We start from the raw sequence: 19,944 nt of genomic DNA on the forward strand, positions 1-19,944 counted from the left end.
TGCTTATAGTATTCTCGTTTTTTCACTGCTTCCCCCGTCCTCCAAGCGATAAGGATAGCCATAGCCGAAAGCTCCGTACACACCGCATGTTTTCGCAGCCGTTTCAGCAGCCTGGCGCAAAGCATACGTTATATCCTGCTTCACGCAAAAGGCAGTCAAAAAGCCTGCTATAAAAGAATCTCCCGCTCCAAGTGTATCTATTATATCAGCTTCCACAATCGGCTGATGATAGACTCGATCACCCGCAGACAGGATTGCTCCTTGGCCCCCTCGGGTCATACAAACCATTTTGGCTCCGTACCCATGAGCTGTTTTGGCAAGCTCACCGCATTCCGACTCACTCAAATCGCTTCCTGAAAAAAACGCATACGTCACATAAGGACAGACCCTCCTCAAATAATCATCCTCCCGATTGGTTGAAAAATCAAATGAGACAGGGACCAGCCCGCACAGCTGCGGAAGATCGTTCTCAAGCCTGCTGTACACGCTCGTATGCAGCAAATCATGCCCGCTGATAAAAGATACATCTTTCTCCTGAAACGCGAGGCGAAGCCGGGACTGAATGCCGCCTTTATTTGATCTGACAAAAATGCGGTCCCCCTGTTCATCAAGGGTGACAATCGCCATCCCGTTTTCTCCGTGCGCCTGGCGGATATAATCTGCATTGACCTGCTCCAGCTTGAGAACGTTCAACAGATGCGCCGCGGCTTCGTCATTGCCGACGATTCCGATATAGGAAGACTCATGCCCGAGCCGCTTGGCAAGCACAGCAACGTTTAAGGCATTTCCTCCCGGGTAGAATGTTTCTTGATCCTGGTAATAATCTACAACATTATCTCCAACCGCAATCAATTTCATAGTGCTTCCTCCTTTATCCTTTTACACTGCCGCTTGCAATCCCGCGGACAAAATATTTCTGCATCAATAAAAATAGAATAATAATCGGCGCGGCTGAAATCGTTAACCCCGCCAGCAGGACGCCCCAGTCTGTCTGCAGCGCGTCTCTGAACTGCATCAGCCCGGCTGGAATGGTCCGCAAATTCTCATCATCTATGAAAATAATCGCAAACATAAACTCATTCCATGTATGGTAAGCCGTCAAAATGCCGGATGTCACCAAAATTGGCACGCTCATTGGTAAGAAAATTCTGAAAAATACTCCAAAACTTGTACACCCATCCAAATAGGCCGCCTCCTCCAATTCTTTGGGTATAGAAAGAAAATAAGAGCGGATCAAAATGATGGTGAATGGGATCCGATAAGCCGCATACGGCAGGATTAACGCCCAATACGTATTGTACAGGCCAAGCGACTGAATAATAGAATAAAGCGGCACAAGACTGACCTGCGGCGTCAGCATCAATCCGCCAAGACATAGCACCAAAAAGAATCCTTTTCCTTTAAACTCAAACCGGGAAAGACCATACGCTGCCCATGCACTGATAAAGACAGTGATCACACACGTCAGCGCCGTAACGATGACACTGTTCATAAAATAAGAAGAAATCCCCTGGTTCCAGGCGGAAACAAAATTTTCCGGATGCCACGAAGACGGCAGCGACCAGCTGTGCTCAAAAATATCGTCAGAGTTTTTAAAGGCGCTCATCACCATCCAGAGAAGCGGATAGGCAATCGCAATCAGATAAAGAAACAGAAAAACCCACACAGACGTTTCTCCGATATACCATTTTCGTCTAGGCTTATCTTTAACCTCAATGTGCTGGTCAGGCACAGGCTCCAATCTGAACGAATCTGTCTTCTTCTGAGGCAGCATCAGTTACTCCTCCTTTCCGGTTTTAAAGAACTTCATTTGCATGAGCGATAATGCAAGCGTAATGATTAACACGACAGTGGCAATAGCTGAGGCGTAGCCCATCATATCCTTTGTAAAGGCGCTTTTATATAAAAACGTGCTCAAGACTTCTGACGCGTTTCCCGGCCCGCCGCCTGTCAAAATGTACGGCTCATTAAAGACCGTAAAGGCCCCGGTCAGCGTCATGACCACCGCAACAAAAGACATCTCTTTCGTCTGGGGAACAGTAATATGAAAAAACTGCTGAATTTTACCCGCGCCGTCAAGCCGGGCCGCTTCATACAGTTCATCCGGTATTTTTTGAATCGACACGATGTACAGCATCGCAATATAACCGACAGATTGCCACTGGGACACAAAAATGACAGAAAGCATAGCTGTGCTGTCATCCCCGAGCCAGGCCCTCGTCAGCTGATCAAGACCGATGGCCTGAAGCAGCTGATTCAAAAGCCCTGTCTCCGGATTGTAAATAAAATCAAACAAAAGCGCGATCACCGTCATTGAGATGACAACCGGCAAAAAGAAAACGGTACGAAAAAACGGCGACCATTTTCTGACCAGCTTATCCTCAAGCACCGCCGCCAAAATCAAACCGCCAAATACCTGGCATACAATTGAGATCACTGCATAAAGCACATTATTGGTAAGTGCCTGATAGAAGACAGGATCATGAAATAATTCAACATAGTTTTTTAAGCCGATAAACGTTTTTTCCGGAGAAAATGAGCTCCACTGAAACAGGCTGAGGAATACATTCTCAAAAATCGGGATATAAACGAAAAGTAAAAAAACGAGAGCGGGCACCAAAAACAAATAGGGGATTATTTTATTCTGATTGACCAAGGGTATCTCATCTCCTTTATAAAAAGAAAAGGTGCGAAGCTTCACCTTTTCTTTGATTTATTCAGCTGACGCCCTCACCTGCTTTGCTGCCTTTTGAACGGCTTTCATCACCTGCTGCGGTGTCATGTCGCCGCCAAGCATTTGCTGGACGCCTGTTAGGTACGCATCTGCGACTTCAACATCGACATCCATATCAAACCATGGAACCATTGATTTGGCATCAACAATATGCTGAACGGCTTCACGCTGAATAGCTGTTGCATTTTCTTCAGTAGCCGTACCTTGCACTGCACTGTATTTCCCGACATCTTTCACGAGCTTTTCGCCCATTTTTTTCGACGTCAAGAACTGCAAAAATTCCATCGCTTCCTTCGGATGTTTTGTTCTTGAGGAAATCATGAATCCTTCCGGCGCTCCCGTTAACGCTTCTGAAGATCCTTTTTGCCCGCTGATTTTAGGAAATGGGAACATCCCGAGATTAACCGGTTCAACCAGCTTGATTTCCGCTGTTTCCGCATATATCATCGCCGACTTTTCGCTCTTAAATTGCTGTCTCACATATTCGTGGTCGACGGAGTTTACATGTTTATTAAAATAAGGCATCAGCTCCTGAAGCTTTTCAAGGGCTTTTACATAGCCTTCATCAGTAAATTCACCCGTTTTGGCGTTATAGTCCTTGTCTCGCGTTTTTTCATCGACCATCCGCTGATTAAGCGTGCCGATATAGTGCGAGATTGTCCAAGTCGCCTTTGTTCCGAAGCTGATCGGTGTGTAGCCATGTTCTTTCAGCTTTTTTGACACATCGATTAATTCATCCCACGTCTTCGGGGGATCAAGATTCAGCTTTTGGAAAATGTCTTTATTATAGAAGAATGATTTAGCGTCCATTTGCCACGGCACGCCATATTGCTTGTTTTCATAAGTAAATGGTGTAATTTGCGATTGAACGAGCTGTGATGACCAATCGGTGTCATTTTTGTAGTAGGACGAGAGATCAAGTGCTTTATTGCCTCTGATAAATTTAAAAGCAAACTCATCGCTCCAAGAGAAGTAAATGTCAGGAGGGCTGGTGGTTCCCAGCATGACCTTAATTTTATCTTTATAGGAGTCATTTAAAACGGCTTCAATTTGAATGTCGATATCCGGATGTTCTTTTTCAAATTCCTTAACAACCTCTTCAAAATAACTTTTTTCCGGCTCCTTTGGCCATCTGTGGAAAAATTTCAATGTCACCTTTCCGTCCGCTGAACTGCTTTGGCTCGAACAGCCTGCGATGGTGAGCATACTGACAGCTGCAATGATCAAGAACAACAACATTTTCTTCAAAGGGTTGGCCTCCTCTGGACATTAGACTATAATGTTATATAACATTATAGTCTAATGCATAATGGTTCTTCATTTTCAGATCAATACTCAACTTTCCACATGTATCTTCTGTGAGATAAAGGATGATTTCTCGCCTCTGCCAGCTCGTCTGCATAGCTTCTCAGCACACGATTGAGAACGAGCGGAGCAAGATAGCCTTTAACTGAATCGTCAATTGCAGTGAAGTCGTAAGATGCAGCATCAAGCACAGTGAGCTTTTTGCCATACTTTTTCGAGAAGGTAAGCGCCCGCTCTTCAAGAGGTCTTGTTTCATCTAAACCGAGCAGGATGATAAACGGCACGGATTCATCAATAATTTCAAACGGTCCGTGAAAATATTCTCCGGCATGAATGGCGTGGGAATGAATCCATTGCATTTCCATGAGAATGCAGATGCTGTAGGAGTAAGCGACACCGTAGTTTGCACCGCTTGCCATGGTATAAATAATACTTTCTTTTTCATGGGCTTTTGCAAATTGCTTGGCGTTGTCAGCTTCCTGCTTAAGGGCTTTTTCATATACAGCCTGCAATTGATCTAAGCCTTCAATTGCTTGTTGGAATTTCGTATTGTTTTCTAATACTTGCAGGGTTCCAAAAACGATTTGATACAAAACGCCATAGTTTGTATTGATCGCAAGCGCGTCATCACCCCAATCGTACTGGGCAACATATTGCGCTTCCTGCGCTAAAGGAGACTCCGGTTTAAACGTCATCGCAATCGTAAGTGCACCCTTGCCCCTTGCAAACGCAGCAGCTTTGACTGTCTCCGGGGTATTTCCCGAATGCGAGCACAAAATAACAAGAGACTTTTCACCAAGCTGAACAGGGTTACGCTGAATAAATTCGTTGGCGCTGTAGAGGTCGGAGTTTATTGATTTTGACTCTCTGTCAAACACATACTTACTCGGATACATAATGGCAGAAGACCCTCCGCATGCGACAAAGAATACATGATCAATGGTTTTCCCTTTCAAATCCTGCAAGAAAGCTTGAACCTCACGATTTACTTTTGCTGTGGCCTGACTCAAATCCTTCACTCCCCGTTTTTATTATATAACGTTATATAACATTATATATTGTTATATTAAAGTCCGCGGCTAGGATTGTCAATATTATTTTCTGAAATTTCTCAATAATTTATTCGAATGATAGACAAAGGGCCTATATGCGTAAAAATGCCCAAATCAAAAGCCAGAACTTGACTTAAGCTCTGGCTCGCTGTTCAATCCGCAGACTGACGTCTTATTTAAAAAATACCTTGTCTATGTTGTACTTCGAGTGCTGTGTATTGATGATATATGTTTCGTAAATCTCTCTTTCCATTGGATCATCAACTACACATACCTCAATTTTATATACTTCGTCTCTGTGATGTTTGATCGGTGAAACAGTGTCTTCGAAATGCTTCTTAATTCTCTGTCTTAACTTTCTGGCTTTACCGACAAACAGCAGCTCGTCATGAATGTTGTAAAACATAAAAATGCCGCCTTTGTCCCTTGGGATCTGGTGAAAGTCGATGAATCCGTGAATCGGTTTTATCTTCGGTTCGTTATCATTAGCTGACTGCTGTCGTTCAGTGATGGTGACATTCGGTGCGGGTATATCAATTTTTATCAAAATCAGTTCACGTCCTCTTTTTCATTAAAGATAAATGCTAACACATACAGAAAAGAAAAGCCAGAACAGCTTTATACTATTTGTTTGTTAAGCCTTTATTTATTATGCAAGCGCTCCGGCTAGATCATACGGGCCAAGGTCGATTTCAGTCTGCTTTCCGAGAACTAGCTTTGCGAGCTCTGCACCCAAGAACGGCCCCATCGTCAGTCCAGAAGCACCCAAACCGTTTGCAGCGTACAGGCCTTGAACATTCGGCACGGCCCCTACGACCGGCAGAAATCCCGGTGTAAACGGCCTGAAGCCCACTCTTGTTTCAACAGCAGCCGCATCAGCAAGACCCGGTGCAACGGCTAACGCTTTGCTTAATACTTCGTGCTGGCCTCCGGCTGTCACACGAAGATCATCAAGGCCTGCATCGTTTTCGTGTGTGGCGCCGGCTACAATTCTGCCGTTATCAAACGAAAGAATGTACTGATCACTCGGCGGCATGACAACCGGCCACGATCCTGTATCTGCATCTGTCATTTCAAAATGCATAATCTGCGCTTTTTGAAATGACACTTGAAAATGAATGCCAAGAGGCTTCAATATCTCATTGGCCCATGCTCCCGCCGTCACAATGACCGCGTCAGCCGCAAACTGCTTTGTATCTGTTTGCACGCCGGTGACTGTTCCGTTTTCAAAAAGCAAAGACGCATTTCCTTTGATGACCGTTGCGCCGCGTTTCTCTGCAGCGCTTAAAAGCGACCGGCACAGCGCTCTCCCGTTCACACGGGCGGCACCGCTGATATGAACCGATTCATAGCCGTCAGCTAAAATCGGAAACAGCTTTTTCGTTTCACTTGCAGACAAGCGGGTAATGTCGCCGATTTCCGGCGCATCCTCCCGTCTCTTATACGCTCTTTCCTCCATTTTATCGAGTTTAGACGCGTCAGTATGAATGCTGATGGCACCGACACGTTTGTATCCTGTATCCGATTCACCGTCTTTTTCCAATTGATGGATTAAATCCTTATAGTACCGGGCTCCCCCCTTAGCAAGCTGGTACCAATCCTGATTACGGCGTTGCGAGAGCCATGGACAGACGATCCCCGCCGCCGCATCAGTCGCTTGTCCCGGCTCTTTCCGATCAATGACAGTAACGCGAGCGCCTGATTTTGCGAGATGATAAGCCGTCGACGCGCCCAGAATCCCTGCGCCGACGATGATGTACGATTTCATATGCAAACACCTTTTCTATTATAATGTCTATTCATTTTACCAAATAGAATGCTTTCCTTCGACCTTTTGCCCTAATGTGGAAAAACCGCGAAGTTCGTCCAATCTCTTTACTCTCCTATCGAATATCCTGTCACTATCAATAGAGAAAGGATGATACCATGAGCGAAAATCGTCATGAAAATGAAGAAAACAGACGCGATGCGGCAGTGGCAAAAGTCCAAAACAGCGGTAATGCAAAAGTCGTGGTCAGCGTGAACACAGATCAGGATCAGGCACAGGCGCAGTCACAAGACGGAGAAGACTAATGAACGAAAACATCATTCCTCTTAACAGACATACTCAAGAGATACCCACTACTGAATCTGTTATCAAAAACAGCGGCAACTCAGAGGTCCATATCGACATTCACATTGATACAATGCCAATTGCTTTTGCTATATTATGCTCTGCATTAGCCGCAAAGCAGATGACAAAAGAGGAATTCGATATGGCTTATACTCAATTGCGAGAGATGAACAGAGAAAATAACAGCAGATCATCTGTAAAGCAAATTATCAATCAGGAGACAGAAGAAGAGTAAAAAAACCGCGGGCCCTGTGGCCAGCGGTTTTTCTTCTGCATACAAAAAGGACGCGACTGAATCGGTTACTTCTGTACAATTTGAATAAGGTTACCGCATGTATCGTCGAAGACAGCTATTGTGACTTCGCCCATTTTTGTCGGTTCCATCGTAAACGTCACGCCTTTTTCCTTTAATCGGTTGTACTCTTTTTGAATATCTGCAACGCCAAACATTGTGGCCGGGAGGCCTTCGGAGAATATATTCTTTTGATACTCCTTGGCGGCAGGATGTTCATTCGGTTCGAGTAAAAGCTCGGTTCCGTCTTGATCATCTGGAGAAACAAGCGTTATCCACCTGAATTTCCCCATGGGAACATCCTCCTTTTTTACAAACCCCAGTTTTTCTGTATAGAACTTCAGTGCCTTGTCTTGATCTTGCACGAATATACTAGTCACAATGATTTTCATATTGTTGTTGCCTCCTTTGATATTTATGGTACATGGTACTGTGCAAACAATCCGGCTTCAAGCAAAACAAACCAACTTTTGTCAGAAACTCAGTACTGGTTTTATAAAATTACTCGATCCATCCTTTCAGCAAATTTTTAAGCGGTTCGTTGTTGAATATAAGTACTCGATATTTTCCCTTTCGTTTTGATGTTACGAGTCCTGCATCCTCCAGTACAGAAAGGTGTTTAGCTATCGCCTGTCGCGTAATAGAAAGGTCGTACTTTGTAATAAGACGTATCGTAAGTTCATACAACGTCAGCTCGTTGCGTTCAGATAATTCGTCTAATATAAGCCGCCGAGTCGAATCGCCGAGTGCTTTGAATATAGCGTCTTTGTTCCAATTCATCTATTGAGTATAAGCAACTCATTAGTTGCATGTCAAGTATAAGCAACTGTATGGTTGCGTGATATAGGAACTGAACCTATCCGGCGCAGTCTGAAATATTCTAATCGATAAGGAATTAAAACCATCAAAATAACAGTGGATATGTCTCTGAAAAATAAAAGAAGACGAACTTCAAAAGTTCGTCTTCTACAATCAAATTCGGCACGCCGGCCATTTTAAAGTTGATAACTATCTCGAAACCCCTTGATAAACAAAGGGGTTTTCATCATTAACCGATAGAACCTTCCATTTCGAACTTAATCAAACGGTTCATTTCAACTGCGTATTCCATCGGAAGCTCTTTTGTGAATGGCTCGATAAAGCCCATTACGATCATTTCAGTTGCTTCTTCTTCAGAAATACCGCGGCTCATCAAGTAGAAGAGCTGCTCTTCAGATACTTTAGACACTTTCGCTTCGTGCTCCAATGAAATGTTATCATTTAAGATTTCATTGTAAGGAATTGTGTCTGAAGTTGATTTGTTATCCATAATGAGCGTATCGCACTCGATGTTAGAGCGAGCGCCTTCCGCTTTGCGTCCGAAGTGGACGATTCCACGGTATGTTACTTTTCCGCCCTGTTTTGAAATCGATTTTGATACGATAGTAGATGATGTGTTTGGTGCAAGGTGAATCATTTTCGCACCTGCATCCTGATGCTGGCCTTTACCCGCAAGAGCGATAGAAAGCGTCATACCGCGCGCGCCTTCGCCTTTTAGGATACAAGCCGGATATTTCATTGTCAGCTTAGAACCGATGTTGCCGTCGATCCATTCCATTGTTGCGTTTTCTTCACAGACTGTACGCTTTGTTACAAGGTTGTAAACGTTGTTCGCCCAGTTTTGGATCGTTGTATAACGGCAGTAGCCGCCTTTTTTCACGATGATCTCAACGACCGCACTGTGAAGTGAGTTTGTTGTGTAAACAGGCGCAGTACAGCCTTCAACATAATGAACACTTGCTTCTTCGTCAACAATGATCAGTGTACGTTCGAACTGACCCATGTTCTCAGAGTTGATACGGAAGTAAGCTTGAAGCGGTGTTTCAACCTTCACGCCTTTAGGCACGTAGATGAAAGATCCGCCGGACCAAACAGCTGAGTTAAGCGCCGCAAACTTGTTATCAGTCGGCGGGATTACTTTTGCCCAGTGCTCACGGAAAATATCTTCATTCTCTTTCAGCGCGCTGTCAGTGTCTTTAAAGACGATGCCTTGCGCTTCAAGATCTTCTTTCATGTTGTGGTATACAACCTCAGATTCGTACTGAGCAGAAACACCCGCAAGGTATTTTTGTTCAGCTTCAGGAATACCGAGCTTGTCGAATGTTTGCTTAATTTCTTCAGGAACTTCATCCCAAGAACGCTCTGAACGCTCAGACGGTTTTACGTAGTACGTAATTTCGTCAAAGTTCAGTGAGTTTAAATCTCCGCCCCATTGAGGCATCGGCATGTTGTAGAAATGCTCAAGTGATTTCAAGCGGAAGTCAAGCATCCATTGAGGCTCTTCTTTCATGCGAGAAATTTCTTCTACGATTTCTTTTGTCAATCCGCGCTCTGAACGGAAAATGGAAACGTCCTTGTCGTGAAAACCATACTTGTATTCACCAATATCAGGCATTTTTTTAGCCATCCATTTTCACTCCAATCCTTTTAATTGCCGCCTTCTTCTTTCGCGACTCCTTTTTCAAGTGCTTTCCATGACAGGGTTGCACATTTAATACGGGCCGGGAATTTTGAAACGCCTTGAAGGGCTTCAATATCCCCGAGATCTATAGAATCATCATACTCTTTCCCTTGCATCATATCCGAGAAAATCTTAGACATGGAAAGGGCAGTTTCAATATCTTTCCCTTTAATCGCCTGAGTCATCATCGAAGCGGATGCCATTGAAATGGAACAGCCTTCCCCTTCAAACTTCGCATCTTCCACGATGTCTCCGTCAAGCTTCATTGTCAGTCTGATGCGGTCGCCGCATGTCGGATTGTTCATATCCACGACAATGCTGTCATTCAAAACCCCTTTATTTCGCGGGTTTTTGTAATGATCCATAATCACCTGTCTGTACAATGTATCTAAGTTTGCATTAAAAGACATTTGTAAAATACTCCTTTGTCTTTTGAAGAGCTTCCACAAGCTTATCAATCTCTTCCTCTGTATTATACAGATAAAAGCTTGCTCTTGCAGTAGCAGTTACATCCAGCCATTTCATCAGCGGCTGCGCACAATGGTGGCCGGCTCTGACTGCGATTCCCTCCGCATCAAGCACAGTCGCCACATCGTGCGGATGAACATCATCAAGGTTAAATGTGACAAGCCCGGCACGCTCTTCCGGCCCGTAAACCGTTACGCCGTCAAGCTGGCGGAAGCGTTCAAGCGCATAAGCTGCAAGCTTGTGCTCATGGCGGGAAATCTCATCAAGACCGATTTCTTCGAGAAAATCAATGGCGGCACCGAGGCCGATTGCTCCTGCAATAATCGGCGTACCCGCTTCGAATTTCCACGGAAGCTCTTTCCAAGTTGATTCATAAAGCCCGACAAAGTCGATCATTTCACCGCCGAATTCGGCAGGCTCCATGTTTTCCAGCAGGGCTTTCTTTCCGTACAGCACACCAACACCAGTAGGTCCGCACATTTTATGGGAAGAAAGCGCAAAGAAGTCGCAATCGAGATCCTGCACGTCAATTTTCATGTGAGGCGTGCTTTGTGCACCGTCCACCACAATGACAGCCCCATTGTCATGAGCGATTTTCGCCATTTCTTTAATCGGGTTGACCGTGCCGAGAACATTAGATACATGAGACACCGCAACAATTTTTGTGTTGCTTGTGACCGTTTCCCTGACGTCTTCTAAAGAAATCGTTCCGTCTTCCTGCAGCGGAATATATTTTAATGTGGCGCCAGTTGCTTTTACAGCCTGCTGCCACGGAATGATATTCGCATGATGCTCCATGTAGGTGATGACCACTTCATCACCAGGTTTCAGGTTGGCGCGCGCATAGCTTAACGCCACCATATTCAGTGATGTGGTCGTGCCTTTTGTGAAAATAATCTCAGCCATTGACTTCGCGTTAATAAACTTGCGGACTTTTTCACGCGCTCCTTCATAACCATCTGTCGCTCTGGTTCCAAGTGTATGGACGCCCCGGTGAACATTGGAATTGTATTGGTTATAATACTTATCCAGTGTTTCAATGACAGCACGCGGCTTCTGGGAAGTCGCCGCGCTGTCGAGATAAACGAGATCATGTCCGTTCACTTGCTGATGAAGGATCGGGAACTGTTCACGAATATCTGTGATATTCATTACTTCACTTTCCTTTCGATAACAGAAACTAATTGTTTCTTAACGCCTTCAATCGGAAGTTCATTTACTACCGGTGCAAGGAATCCGTAAATGACTAAGCGTTCTGCTTCTTCTTTCGGAATTCCGCGGCTCATCAGGTAGTAAAGCTGAATAGGGTCCACACGGCCGACAGATGCCGCATGTCCTGCAGTTACATCGTCTTCGTCAATTAAAAGAATAGGGTTTGCGTCTCCGCGTGCTTTTTCGCTGAGCATCAGCACGCGTGATTCTTGCTCCGCATTCGCTTTAGAAGCGCCATGTTCGATTTTGCCGATTCCGTTAAAGATAGAAGAAGCGGAATCCTTCATCACACCGTGCTTCAAGATATAGCCTTCAGAAGCTTTACCGAAATGGATGATTTGTGTTGTGAAGTTTTCTGTTTGCTCTCCTCTTCCGACAACAACCGTTTTCGTATCGCCGTATGTGCCGTCACCGTAAAGGTTTGTTGTGTTTTCGGAAATCGTGTCGCCATCGTTCATCAGGCCGAGAGCCCACTCGATTTTGCTGTCGCGTCCGCGCGCAGCACCGCGGCGGTTCACATAAGTTGTCACACCGCTTGACAGATTATCCACCGCACCGTATGTCACGCTGGCATTATCACCTGTGATGACCTCACTGATAATATTGAAGACAGCGTCTTTCGGGTTTACAGTGCTGATGTAGTTTTCTACATATGTTACAGAGCTGTGGTCTTCAGCCACAATCAGCACGTGGTTGAATAGAGCTGTATCATTGCTTTCGTGGACATAAACAGCCTGAACCGGCGTCTCCACCTGAACATTTTTCGGAACATAAAGGAATGCTCCTCCGTTAACAAGAGCCGCGTGAAGTGCAGTTAACTTATGTTCGTCAACCTTCACGCCGTCCTTCATAAAGTATTTCTCCACCAAGTCGCTGTGCTCGCGTGCAGCAGTCAGAATATCAGTGAAGATGACGCCTTTGTCTTTCAATTCTTGAGAAAGAGAAAGATGTGCCGGCGTCTGGTCACGCTGTACGTATAATGTTTTATCTTCGTTTTCAATGTCGATCAGCGCTTTTACTTCATCAGTCAAATCTTCTAATGAAGAAAGCGGTTCGTTATCTACTGTATGCTTCGCGAAATTCGTGAAGTTCCAGTTTGTGATTTTTGTTTTGTCAGGTTTCGGCATCGGCAGATCCTCAGCTTGTTCAAGAGCCTGTAAGCGCAGGTTCTTCAGCCAGGCAGGTTCTTGGTGCTTTTCGGAAAAGCTTTTGAGATACTCCTGATCTACGGATAGTTTTGTACCTAGTGTCATATTAATCCCCCTAACGCTTACGCTTCTTGGCCAACAGTTTCGTCTTCAATGCCAAGTTCTTGTTTGATCCAGTCATAACCTTCTGCTTCAAGACGCTGTGCAAGCTCTGCACCGCCGGATTTTACAACGCGGCCTTGCATCATAACGTGAACAACATCCGGAGTGATGTAGTTTAACAGGCGCTGATAGTGAGTGATCATCAAGCAGCCGAAGTTTTCGCTGCGCATTTTGTTGATCCCTTTTGATACAACTTTCAAAGCGTCAATATCAAGACCTGAGTCAATTTCATCAAGGATGGCGATTTTCGGTTCAATCATCATTAATTGAAGGATTTCGTTGCGTTTTTTCTCCCCGCCTGAGAAGCCTTCGTTAAGATAGCGCTGAGCCATTTCAGGGTCCATTTCAAGGAACTCCATGTTTTCGTCCATTTTGCGGATGAATTTCATGAGAGAAATTTCATCGCCTTCTTCTCTGCGCGCGTTGATTGCTGAGCGAAGGAAGTCGGCATTTGTCACACCGCTGATTTCACTTGGGTACTGCATCGCAAGGAATAAGCCTGCCTGCGCACGCTCGTCCACTTCCATCTCCAGTACATCTTTGCCGTCAAGCGTGATGCTGCCTTTTGTTACTTCATATTTAGGATGCCCCATAATAGCAGCTGATAAAGTGGATTTACCAGTTCCGTTCGGGCCCATTACTGCGTGGAATTCTCCACCTTTTATTTCAAGGTTTACACCCTTTAAGATCTCTTTCCCTTCGATTTCAACGTGAAGATCTTTGATCGTTAATGTTGAAGCAGCCATATCTATACCTCCAAAAATATATAATCATTATTCTCATTTTATTCTCATTCTAATTTTATAACAAATGAAAAGTAAATACAACTTTTTATCGTGCCTTGCACATTCCTCAAGTTTAACAAAGATCAGCACTTTATTAAAGCGATTGAAAAAGAAAAAGAGTGGATTCCCACCCTTTTTTAAAAGATTGATTTTCTCAATAAGCTCCCGCAGAAATCCGCTTGCTTTTTTCATAATCAAGCTCTCTCTGCCGCTCTACTTTCATTCTTGTTTCCAGCCGGCGTCCATATTCCTCGTATCCAATTCCGTGTGACAGCTGCATCGCTTTTTCCATTTCTGACGTATAATCGAGGTTCAGTCTGTCCTGGCTGCTGCAAATAATGAATCAATCCCTTCATATATTTGCTTTTTATTGTACCAGTGCTGCGTTGGATGCCGCAAAAACGATTTGGCATGAAATAGCGGCAGATGAGACGAAAGCATCCTTTCAGAACAAATGAGAATGGTTTTTCGGAATATTCCTTCTCTTAATGCGTGGTGTTTCCGAATTCCTCAATGCACTGTTGAACGACTGTCACGCCTTGGCTGAAAGCCGCGCCGCCTCCAAATGCCGCTGCCACACTGACGGCTTCGAGAATGTTTTCTTCTGTCGCTCCCTGATCGAGACAGCCTTTTGTATGATAGATCATGCAATATTCGTCCTGAGCATTGATGGCAATTCCGAGGGCGATCAGCTGTTTTTCTCTTTCAGTCAGAGAATTCCCGGCAAAGCACTGTTCAGTAAATTCGTTAAATTTTCTTCCCATCAGCGGCATCTTTTGTTCAAATGTGCCTAAACCATGTTTATATTGTTTTAACGCGTCCTGCATGCTTCCTCTGTCTTGATTCAAAGAAAATCCCTCCATCTGTTTAACATTCCTTTTTATTATGAACAGCTTTTAGGAAAATACGCGAAAAAAACCCCGGAATTCTCATCCGGGGTTTCAGTCTTATTCAGATACAGGAAGCACAGCTCCGTCGTATTTTTTCTCGATGAAGTCTTTGATCTTTTTAGAGTGAAGAACTTCCATCAGCGCTTTTATTTTTGCAGAATCTTCTTCGCCTTTTCTTACTGCGATGATGTTAGCGTATGGGTTGTTTTTCGTTGATTCTACTTCAATTGCATCTTTTTTAGGATTTAATTTATTTTGGATCGCATAGTTTACATTGATGAAGGCCGCGTCTCCTTCTTTGTTTTCATATGCTTTTGCCGTTAATTCAGGCGCCACTTTTTTGAATTCAAGGTTTTTCGGGTTTTTCTTAATGTCTTTCAGTGTTGCGTCAATTGTTTCTACCTTAGAATCAAGAGTGATTAATCCAGCGTTTTCAAGCATTGCAAGCATACGTCCTTGTTCAGCAACGTTGTTTGTCAGAATGATTGTCGCACCGTCTGGAAGGTCTTTCAGTGATTTGTATGTTTTAGAGTAAATACCGAATGGCTCTAAGTGAACAGCGCCGGCATTCACAAGTTTGTAATCTGTGTTTTCTTTCATTTCTTGCTCAAGGTAAGGAATGTGCTGGAAGTAGTTCGCGTCCACTTCTTTATCAGCTAAAGCTTTATTGTACATTTTGTAATCACTAAGCACTTTCACTTTCAGCGTATAGCCTTTTTCTTTCAGCAATGGTTCAGCTTCTTTTAAAATTTCCGCATGCGGTGTTTTTGTTGCCGCAACGACAATTTCTTTCTTGCCGGATTCAGCGCCGTTATTCGAACCGCAGGCAGCCATGACTCCTGCAAATACAAGCAGTAATGCACCCAAAAATAGCTTTTTCAATGTAAATCCTCCCTTATCGTTTGTCTATAATATTTGTTATTAGATCACCGATGATTTGAATAATAAACACGATGATTAAAATAAACACAGTAGCAACGAAGGTAACATCAGCGTTATTAGACTGATATCCTTCTACGTACGCAAGGTTTCCAAGGCCTCCTGAACCAATGGCTCCGGCAATTGCCGTTGAGCCGATCAAAGCGATGGCAGTAACCGTAATGCCAGAAATAAGAGCAGGCATTGATTCCGGAATCAGCACTTTGAAAATAATCGTAGACGTTTTCGCGCCCATTGATTTAGCGGCTTCAATCACACCTTTATCCACCTCACGCAGCGCGATTTCAACAAGGCGCGCGTAAAATGGTGCCGAGCCGATTACCAGCGCCGGCAATGCGGCGTTTGGCCCTAAGATCGTGCCGACTAAAAATTTCGTAAAACCTAATAGTAAAATAATTAAAATAAGGAACGGAATCGATCTGAATATGTTAACAACGGCCGCAATCACAGAGTTGACCGCTTTATTCTGCCAGAGGCTTCCTTTGCTCGTCAGAAAGAGCAGCAAGCCGAGGATGACCCCGATGACAAAAGCAAACAGTAAAGAAATCAGCGTCATATAAAGTGTTTCATATGTCGCGTTCCATAATTCAGTTAAATCAACGTTTGGGAAGTATTTTTCAAACATTCGTGATCACCTCTGCTTTCACCTGTTTGTCATTAATGAATCGGATCACGTTTTGCACTTCTTCCTCGTCTCCGTCAATGTGGATGAACAGTGAACCGTAAGCCCCATCCTTCGTCTGCGAAATTTTCCCTTGCAGAATATTGACGCTGACATTGAAGTTTCTGATCATCTCTGTAATCAGAGGCTGTTCAGCTGACTCACCGACAAATGTGAGCTGAACCATTTTTCCTGATGCTGTATCATCAAGAAGGTGCTGAAGCGTCTCTTTCGTTTCTTCCGGCTCTGTCACCTGCTGAACAAATCGTTTTGTCATTTGTTCCTTTGGATTTTTGAAGACATCGAGAACCTCGCCTTCTTCGACCACCTTGCCGTTTTCCATGACGGCGACTCTGTTGCAGATTTTGCGGATGACATGCATTTCGTGCGTAATCAGCACAATCGTCAAACCGAGTCTTTCATTAATATCGGACAATAGATCCAGAATTGAATCTGTCGTTTGCGGATCTAATGCTGATGTCGCTTCGTCACAAAGAAGAACCTTCGGATTGTTTGCAAGCGCTCTGGCAATTCCGACACGCTGCTTCTGACCGCCGCTCAGCTGGGACGGATAAGATTTTTCTTTTCCTTCTAAACCTACCAGTTTAATCAGTTCATTGGCGCGCTTGATCCGCTCGCTCTTTTTCACCCCGGCAATTTCTAAAGGAAACATGATATTATCTCTGACAGTCCGCGACCAAAGCAAATTGAAATGCTGGAAAATCATACTGATCTCATGGCGTGCTTTTCTTAAACCGCGTCCATTTACTTCATTAATCTTGGTTCCCGCCACTTCCACGGTTCCTGAGGTTGGTTTCTCAAGGCCGTTCAGCAGACGGATTAAGGAACTCTTACCAGCTCCGCTATATCCTATAATTCCAAAAATCTCACCTTTTTTAATGGAAAGCGAGACGTTTTGGACAGCATTGACATCTCCATGTTTCGACTTGTAAACTTTTGAAACATCCTGAAGATTGATCAAAGCAATCACCTGCCTTAACACTATTCTAAGAAATCTTCCGGTTTTTTCTGCAAAAGAAAAGCCTTTCTGCACACTTGAGCAGAAAGGCTTATATAAAATGCCTTTCTCTCATCTTTCAAAGCTGAACGCTTCGTGTGAATTGGCACCATTTCAACAGTGTTGATGGTTGCCGGGCTTCATAGGGCACTTCCCTCCACCTCTCTTGATAAGAGAAATATATAGTCTTTTTCGTCCGGAAATTCTTAATGTAGAATAGCACGGCGAATGATTAAATGTCAATAAAATAAATGATGTCAACTTTTACTATTATAATAATTTATTATTTTTTAATTTTTTAAAATCCTCTGAAAAAATCCATTTGTCAGCCAGAGAATGGCTTCCAGCTTTAACAGGGCCCTGAATGACCCCTTTACTTTGAGGCTTCCGCTCTGAATAAGGTGCTGAAGGGAAATGTCTCCGTGCAATAAATCAATAATTTCCGTTTGGTTTCCGTAAAAGGTCAGGTTGGACGTTTGGGGCGGAGAAACTTTTTTCATTTCTCCCTGTTCGTTTATTGAGACGGTTAAGGCTTCTGCTTCTCCTTGGAAGGTAATGAGCAATGTTGAGGCATTCAAAAGGGGTTTTAAAAACAGATGCTGATACTCATCTTCTAAAACTTCCGCTTTCTCCATATGTACAACCTCCTATTTGTTGGTCATACATACACATTTCTCTCTTTGTCGCAAGAACCCCTTTATAAAACGAACGACAATTTCATTGGATATGCTGAGAAATATGTCATAAATGGGATGCGGAAGATGATTTTTGTTTGATCAGCTCATATAAATAAGAAACGGAATGAAATGCATATCCTCTTTCGACCATCTTTCCGCCTTTAAACAGCAGAAAACAAGGGACGCTTTCAATTTGATACGCTTTTGCGAATGTCGGAGAGTAATTGACATTGTTTTGATAGAAGGCGACATCCGGCAGCATTTCTTTCACCACTGTCAGCATTTTGCTTGCAAGCTGGCAGGTGCCGCAAAACGGAGTATATAAATATAGAAGGTACACATCATCTTCAATGTGATCAAGTTCGTGTTCTTGGAGTTCTTTCATGCTATACACCTCGGGACTTTCTTTCAAGAAAAATAGTATGGACATTCAGATTCGCACGCAGCAATACAGAAGCGATATGGTGCCTGGGCGCAGCCGCTACTTCCTTATAGGCTCTGTCGACATGGAGATGGCAGGCTTCATTAAATTCACGCTTCAGCTGTTTTCTCAATTTCTCACCTGATTCATCAGCATCAACTAATATATAGACGTCTTTATCATAAAGCTCGTCAGCCAATTCCTCGAGCCTCAGCTGGCTGATTGTTCCGTTTGTGCAGATAATGCGCACCGGTTCATTCAGGACGCTTTCGATTTTCTCTTTATCTGATTTCCCCTCGACAATCATAACCTTTTCCAGCTCATCCATCTTCATCTTGTTCACCTGCCGCGTCAAATTTGAAACGTTCAGATTGTAAAAGAAGGCAGTGAAATTCACCGCCAACATTAACACCAGCCGTTTTCGTAGTCACAATCTACATATTTTGCGTCGTCTCCAGAGACCACATCGGCTGTCTTATAAAATTTCTCATTTTCAAAGGAATAACCGGACTTAAGCTCATATTCATTCATGCTTGTCATTTGGCCGATCATCTCATTATCATGATATAACGAGAGCCGGCCATTTTGAAAGCGGCCTGTCACGTCATTGGTGACATCGAGCTTTTGTTTGTCGAAAGCCATATTGGACACCTCCCATAACGTTAGCGTGTCCAATTGCTTTTACGGCTATCCTGTTTTAGTCTTCTTGTGTCATCTCTTCGTATTGCTCTGCTGTCATCAGTTTTTCAATTTCAGAAGCGTCAGATGGCTCAACGACGATCATCCATGCTTTTTCGTACGGAGATTCGTTGACGAATTCCGGACTGTCATCAAGATCTTCGTTTACTTCCACAACCGTTCCGTTAATCGGTGCATAAAGCTCAGATACCGTTTTAACGGATTCAACACTGCCGAATGGCTCGTCCGCTTTGATTTCAGCGCCCACTTCAGGAAGTTCGACAAACACGATGTCGCCTAGTTCGGACTGGGCAAAATGCGTAATTCCGATTCTGGCTTTTTCTCCTTCAACTTTTACCCACTCGTGTTCTCCTGAGTAACGCAAATCTTTTGGTATGCTCAATTGAATCCCTCCATTTTTTACAGCACTACAATAAGAAGATACCACACTTTTCAAAAAAAATTTACATTAAGCCCAGTTTTCTTCAAATTGGTCTTCTTTAAATCCGACAGTCACTTTTTCACCGTCTGTTGTAAGCGGGCGTTTGATCAGCATGCCATCTGAAGCCAGCAGCTCGAGCTGTTCGTCCTCTGACATGTGATACAGCTTTTCCTTGAGATTGAGTTCGCGGTATTTCATGCCGCTCGTGTTGAAAAATTTCTTGAGATCCAGCCCGCTTTTTTCATAAAGCGCTTTTAATTCTTCTTTGCTTGGCGGCTGCTCAGCAATATGTATTTCGTTTATTTCTTTTCCATGCTCTTCAAGCCACTTCTTTGCTTTGCGGCACGTTCCGCATTTAGGGTACCAGTAAAAAGTTAACGACATCTTCTTCCCCCTCAATAAAATAATCGAGGTTATTTTAACACAGTTTGTTTTAAAAACCTAAAA

General features: G+C 43.8%; 27 protein-coding genes and 1 riboswitch. Of the genes, 2 read left to right on the forward strand and 25 right to left on the reverse strand.

What is annotated here, in order from left to right; all coding sequences use genetic code 11:
* Positions 1 to 3: 3 nt before the first annotated feature.
* The 7 genes from frlD to KXZ66_RS16855 all read right to left on the reverse strand — a co-directional run bounded on the left by frlD (position 4) and on the right by KXZ66_RS16855 (position 6,859).
* The gene (frlD, locus tag KXZ66_RS16825) at positions 4 to 858 is read right to left on the reverse strand and encodes a fructosamine kinase FrlD (protein WP_003228626.1); all 855 of its coding nucleotides are present in this window, start codon (positions 856 to 858) and stop codon (positions 4 to 6) included.
* A 13-nt stretch (positions 859 to 871) separates the two neighbouring features.
* Positions 872 to 1,774, reverse strand: a complete 903-nt coding sequence (locus tag KXZ66_RS16830; protein ID WP_046160823.1) for a carbohydrate ABC transporter permease — start codon at positions 1,772 to 1,774, stop codon at positions 872 to 874.
* A gap of 3 nt (positions 1,775 to 1,777) precedes the next feature.
* Positions 1,778 to 2,656, reverse strand: coding sequence for a carbohydrate ABC transporter permease (locus KXZ66_RS16835; RefSeq protein ID WP_014477910.1), 879 nt, complete (start codon positions 2,654 to 2,656; stop codon positions 1,778 to 1,780).
* A 57-nt stretch (positions 2,657 to 2,713) separates the two neighbouring features.
* Positions 2,714 to 3,982, reverse strand: coding sequence for an ABC transporter substrate-binding protein (locus tag KXZ66_RS16840; protein WP_038827818.1), 1,269 nt, complete (start codon positions 3,980 to 3,982; stop codon positions 2,714 to 2,716).
* 80 nt (positions 3,983 to 4,062) lie between these two features.
* On the reverse strand, positions 4,063 to 5,049 hold the full coding sequence (frlB, locus tag KXZ66_RS16845) for a fructosamine deglycase FrlB (RefSeq protein WP_167568115.1): 987 nt from the start codon (positions 5,047 to 5,049) through the stop codon (positions 4,063 to 4,065).
* A gap of 214 nt (positions 5,050 to 5,263) precedes the next feature.
* Complete coding sequence (locus tag KXZ66_RS16850; protein WP_003228617.1) at positions 5,264 to 5,638, reverse strand: nucleotide excision repair endonuclease; 375 nt, start codon at positions 5,636 to 5,638, stop codon at positions 5,264 to 5,266.
* A gap of 102 nt (positions 5,639 to 5,740) precedes the next feature.
* Positions 5,741 to 6,859 carry an NAD(P)/FAD-dependent oxidoreductase gene (locus KXZ66_RS16855; RefSeq protein ID WP_167568116.1) on the reverse strand — a complete coding sequence of 373 codons (1,119 nt, stop codon included), beginning with the start codon at positions 6,857 to 6,859 and terminating at the stop codon, positions 5,741 to 5,743.
* A 158-nt stretch (positions 6,860 to 7,017) separates the two neighbouring features.
* On the opposite strand from KXZ66_RS16855, the gene sspG reads away from it, so the two are divergent.
* Entirely contained in the window at positions 7,018 to 7,164 is a 147-nt protein-coding gene (gene sspG / locus KXZ66_RS16860; protein ID WP_003228613.1) for an acid-soluble spore protein SspG, read from the forward strand.
* Complete coding sequence (locus KXZ66_RS16865; RefSeq protein ID WP_003243521.1) at positions 7,164 to 7,439, forward strand: hypothetical protein; 276 nt, start codon at positions 7,164 to 7,166, stop codon at positions 7,437 to 7,439. The genes sspG and KXZ66_RS16865 overlap by 1 nt, the downstream gene beginning before the upstream one ends.
* A 65-nt stretch (positions 7,440 to 7,504) precedes the next feature.
* Here the strand turns inward: KXZ66_RS16865 and glxB are convergent, their stop codons facing one another.
* The 18 genes from glxB to KXZ66_RS16955 form a co-directional block, all read right to left on the reverse strand.
* Complete coding sequence (glxB, locus tag KXZ66_RS16870) at positions 7,505 to 7,888, reverse strand: methylglyoxalase (RefSeq protein ID WP_167559213.1); 384 nt, start codon at positions 7,886 to 7,888, stop codon at positions 7,505 to 7,507.
* Positions 7,889 to 7,997: 109 nt separating this feature from the next.
* Positions 7,998 to 8,276: an ArsR/SmtB family transcription factor gene (locus KXZ66_RS16875; RefSeq protein WP_015251274.1), complete on the reverse strand. Its 279-nt coding sequence runs from the start codon at positions 8,274 to 8,276 to the stop codon at positions 7,998 to 8,000.
* A 268-nt stretch (positions 8,277 to 8,544) separates the two neighbouring features.
* The gene (gene sufB, locus KXZ66_RS16880; protein WP_003228608.1) at positions 8,545 to 9,942 is read right to left on the reverse strand and encodes a Fe-S cluster assembly protein SufB; all 1,398 of its coding nucleotides are present in this window, start codon (positions 9,940 to 9,942) and stop codon (positions 8,545 to 8,547) included.
* A 20-nt stretch (positions 9,943 to 9,962) separates the two neighbouring features.
* Complete coding sequence (sufU, locus tag KXZ66_RS16885) at positions 9,963 to 10,406, reverse strand: Fe-S cluster assembly sulfur transfer protein SufU (RefSeq protein WP_003222809.1); 444 nt, start codon at positions 10,404 to 10,406, stop codon at positions 9,963 to 9,965.
* Entirely contained in the window at positions 10,396 to 11,616 is a 1,221-nt protein-coding gene (gene sufS, locus KXZ66_RS16890) for a cysteine desulfurase SufS (RefSeq protein WP_003228604.1), read from the reverse strand. Before sufS ends, sufU begins: the two co-directional genes overlap by 11 nt.
* Positions 11,616 to 12,929 (reverse strand): Fe-S cluster assembly protein SufD, encoded by a 1,314-nt coding sequence (gene sufD, locus KXZ66_RS16895; RefSeq protein ID WP_003228602.1) that lies wholly within the window; start codon positions 12,927 to 12,929, stop codon positions 11,616 to 11,618. The genes sufS and sufD overlap by 1 nt, the downstream gene beginning before the upstream one ends.
* A 17-nt stretch (positions 12,930 to 12,946) precedes the next feature.
* Entirely contained in the window at positions 12,947 to 13,732 is a 786-nt protein-coding gene (sufC, locus tag KXZ66_RS16900; protein WP_003151872.1) for a Fe-S cluster assembly ATPase SufC, read from the reverse strand.
* A gap of 193 nt (positions 13,733 to 13,925) precedes the next feature.
* The gene (locus KXZ66_RS16905; protein ID WP_003228600.1) at positions 13,926 to 14,063 is read right to left on the reverse strand and encodes a YuzK family famiily protein; all 138 of its coding nucleotides are present in this window, start codon (positions 14,061 to 14,063) and stop codon (positions 13,926 to 13,928) included.
* Between the two features lie 193 nt (positions 14,064 to 14,256).
* Positions 14,257 to 14,634 carry a carboxymuconolactone decarboxylase family protein gene (locus tag KXZ66_RS16910; RefSeq protein ID WP_014477920.1) on the reverse strand — a complete coding sequence of 126 codons (378 nt, stop codon included), beginning with the start codon at positions 14,632 to 14,634 and terminating at the stop codon, positions 14,257 to 14,259.
* A gap of 84 nt (positions 14,635 to 14,718) precedes the next feature.
* A complete protein-coding gene (gene metQ, locus KXZ66_RS16915) occupies positions 14,719 to 15,543 on the reverse strand; it encodes a methionine ABC transporter substrate-binding lipoprotein MetQ (protein WP_021480560.1) in 825 nt (274 codons plus the stop codon).
* Positions 15,544 to 15,556: 13 nt separating this feature from the next.
* Positions 15,557 to 16,225: a methionine ABC transporter permease MetP gene (metP, locus tag KXZ66_RS16920; RefSeq protein ID WP_003228593.1), complete on the reverse strand. Its 669-nt coding sequence runs from the start codon at positions 16,223 to 16,225 to the stop codon at positions 15,557 to 15,559.
* Complete coding sequence (gene metN / locus KXZ66_RS16925; protein ID WP_003242531.1) at positions 16,218 to 17,243, reverse strand: methionine ABC transporter ATP-binding protein MetN; 1,026 nt, start codon at positions 17,241 to 17,243, stop codon at positions 16,218 to 16,220. Before metN ends, metP begins: the two co-directional genes overlap by 8 nt.
* Before the next feature lie 105 nt (positions 17,244 to 17,348).
* Positions 17,349 to 17,455: riboswitch (SAM riboswitch) on the reverse strand.
* Positions 17,456 to 17,569: 114 nt separating this feature from the next.
* Positions 17,570 to 17,914: an SCP2 sterol-binding domain-containing protein gene (locus KXZ66_RS16930; protein ID WP_003228587.1), complete on the reverse strand. Its 345-nt coding sequence runs from the start codon at positions 17,912 to 17,914 to the stop codon at positions 17,570 to 17,572.
* 106 nt (positions 17,915 to 18,020) lie between these two features.
* Positions 18,021 to 18,341 (reverse strand): thioredoxin family protein, encoded by a 321-nt coding sequence (locus KXZ66_RS16935; RefSeq protein ID WP_003228585.1) that lies wholly within the window; start codon positions 18,339 to 18,341, stop codon positions 18,021 to 18,023.
* Position 18,342: 1 nt separating this feature from the next.
* Positions 18,343 to 18,705 carry a toprim domain-containing protein gene (locus tag KXZ66_RS16940; RefSeq protein WP_032677076.1) on the reverse strand — a complete coding sequence of 121 codons (363 nt, stop codon included), beginning with the start codon at positions 18,703 to 18,705 and terminating at the stop codon, positions 18,343 to 18,345.
* 77 nt (positions 18,706 to 18,782) lie between these two features.
* Positions 18,783 to 19,019: a YusG family protein gene (locus KXZ66_RS16945; protein ID WP_003228581.1), complete on the reverse strand. Its 237-nt coding sequence runs from the start codon at positions 19,017 to 19,019 to the stop codon at positions 18,783 to 18,785.
* Positions 19,020 to 19,074: 55 nt separating this feature from the next.
* Positions 19,075 to 19,458, reverse strand: coding sequence for a glycine cleavage system protein GcvH (gcvH, locus tag KXZ66_RS16950; RefSeq protein ID WP_003222781.1), 384 nt, complete (start codon positions 19,456 to 19,458; stop codon positions 19,075 to 19,077).
* Positions 19,459 to 19,524: 66 nt separating this feature from the next.
* Positions 19,525 to 19,881: an arsenate reductase family protein gene (locus KXZ66_RS16955; RefSeq protein ID WP_003222779.1), complete on the reverse strand. Its 357-nt coding sequence runs from the start codon at positions 19,879 to 19,881 to the stop codon at positions 19,525 to 19,527.
* Positions 19,882 to 19,944 lie beyond the last annotated feature (63 nt).

The organism is Bacillus sp. LJBS17 (genome assembly GCF_019334685.1).
In the GTDB taxonomy this organism is placed as follows: Bacteria; Bacillota; Bacilli; order Bacillales; family Bacillaceae; genus Bacillus; species Bacillus subtilis.

Coding starts and splice junctions, on each gene's coding strand:
- KXZ66_RS16855 (WP_167568116.1), bottom strand. CDS start 6,859: ATGAAATCGTACATCATCGTCGGCGCAGGGATTCTGGGCGCGTCGACG.
- glxB (WP_167559213.1), bottom strand. CDS start 7,888: ATGAAAATCATTGTGACTAGTATATTCGTGCAAGATCAAGACAAGGCA.
- KXZ66_RS16875 (WP_015251274.1), bottom strand. CDS start 8,276: ATGAATTGGAACAAAGACGCTATATTCAAAGCACTCGGCGATTCGACT.
- sspG (WP_003228613.1), top strand. CDS start 7,018: ATGAGCGAAAATCGTCATGAAAATGAAGAAAACAGACGCGATGCGGCA.
- KXZ66_RS16910 (WP_014477920.1), bottom strand. CDS start 14,634: ATGGAGGGATTTTCTTTGAATCAAGACAGAGGAAGCATGCAGGACGCG.
- frlD (WP_003228626.1), bottom strand. CDS start 858: ATGAAATTGATTGCGGTTGGAGATAATGTTGTAGATTATTACCAGGAT.
- KXZ66_RS16865 (WP_003243521.1), top strand. CDS start 7,164: ATGAACGAAAACATCATTCCTCTTAACAGACATACTCAAGAGATACCC.
- sufD (WP_003228602.1), bottom strand. CDS start 12,929: ATGACACTAGGTACAAAACTATCCGTAGATCAGGAGTATCTCAAAAGC.
- sufU (WP_003222809.1), bottom strand. CDS start 10,406: ATGTCTTTTAATGCAAACTTAGATACATTGTACAGACAGGTGATTATG.
- KXZ66_RS16830 (WP_046160823.1), bottom strand. CDS start 1,774: ATGCTGCCTCAGAAGAAGACAGATTCGTTCAGATTGGAGCCTGTGCCT.
- KXZ66_RS16935 (WP_003228585.1), bottom strand. CDS start 18,341: ATGAAAGAACTCCAAGAACACGAACTTGATCACATTGAAGATGATGTG.
- metP (WP_003228593.1), bottom strand. CDS start 16,225: ATGTTTGAAAAATACTTCCCAAACGTTGATTTAACTGAATTATGGAAC.
- KXZ66_RS16940 (WP_032677076.1), bottom strand. CDS start 18,705: ATGGATGAGCTGGAAAAGGTTATGATTGTCGAGGGGAAATCAGATAAA.
- sufB (WP_003228608.1), bottom strand. CDS start 9,942: ATGGCTAAAAAAATGCCTGATATTGGTGAATACAAGTATGGTTTTCAC.
- sufC (WP_003151872.1), bottom strand. CDS start 13,732: ATGGCTGCTTCAACATTAACGATCAAAGATCTTCACGTTGAAATCGAA.
- sufS (WP_003228604.1), bottom strand. CDS start 11,616: ATGAATATCACAGATATTCGTGAACAGTTCCCGATCCTTCATCAGCAA.
- KXZ66_RS16945 (WP_003228581.1), bottom strand. CDS start 19,019: ATGGCTTTCGACAAACAAAAGCTCGATGTCACCAATGACGTGACAGGC.
- KXZ66_RS16930 (WP_003228587.1), bottom strand. CDS start 17,914: ATGGAGAAAGCGGAAGTTTTAGAAGATGAGTATCAGCATCTGTTTTTA.
- KXZ66_RS16905 (WP_003228600.1), bottom strand. CDS start 14,063: ATGGAAAAAGCGATGCAGCTGTCACACGGAATTGGATACGAGGAATAT.
- KXZ66_RS16955 (WP_003222779.1), bottom strand. CDS start 19,881: ATGTCGTTAACTTTTTACTGGTACCCTAAATGCGGAACGTGCCGCAAA.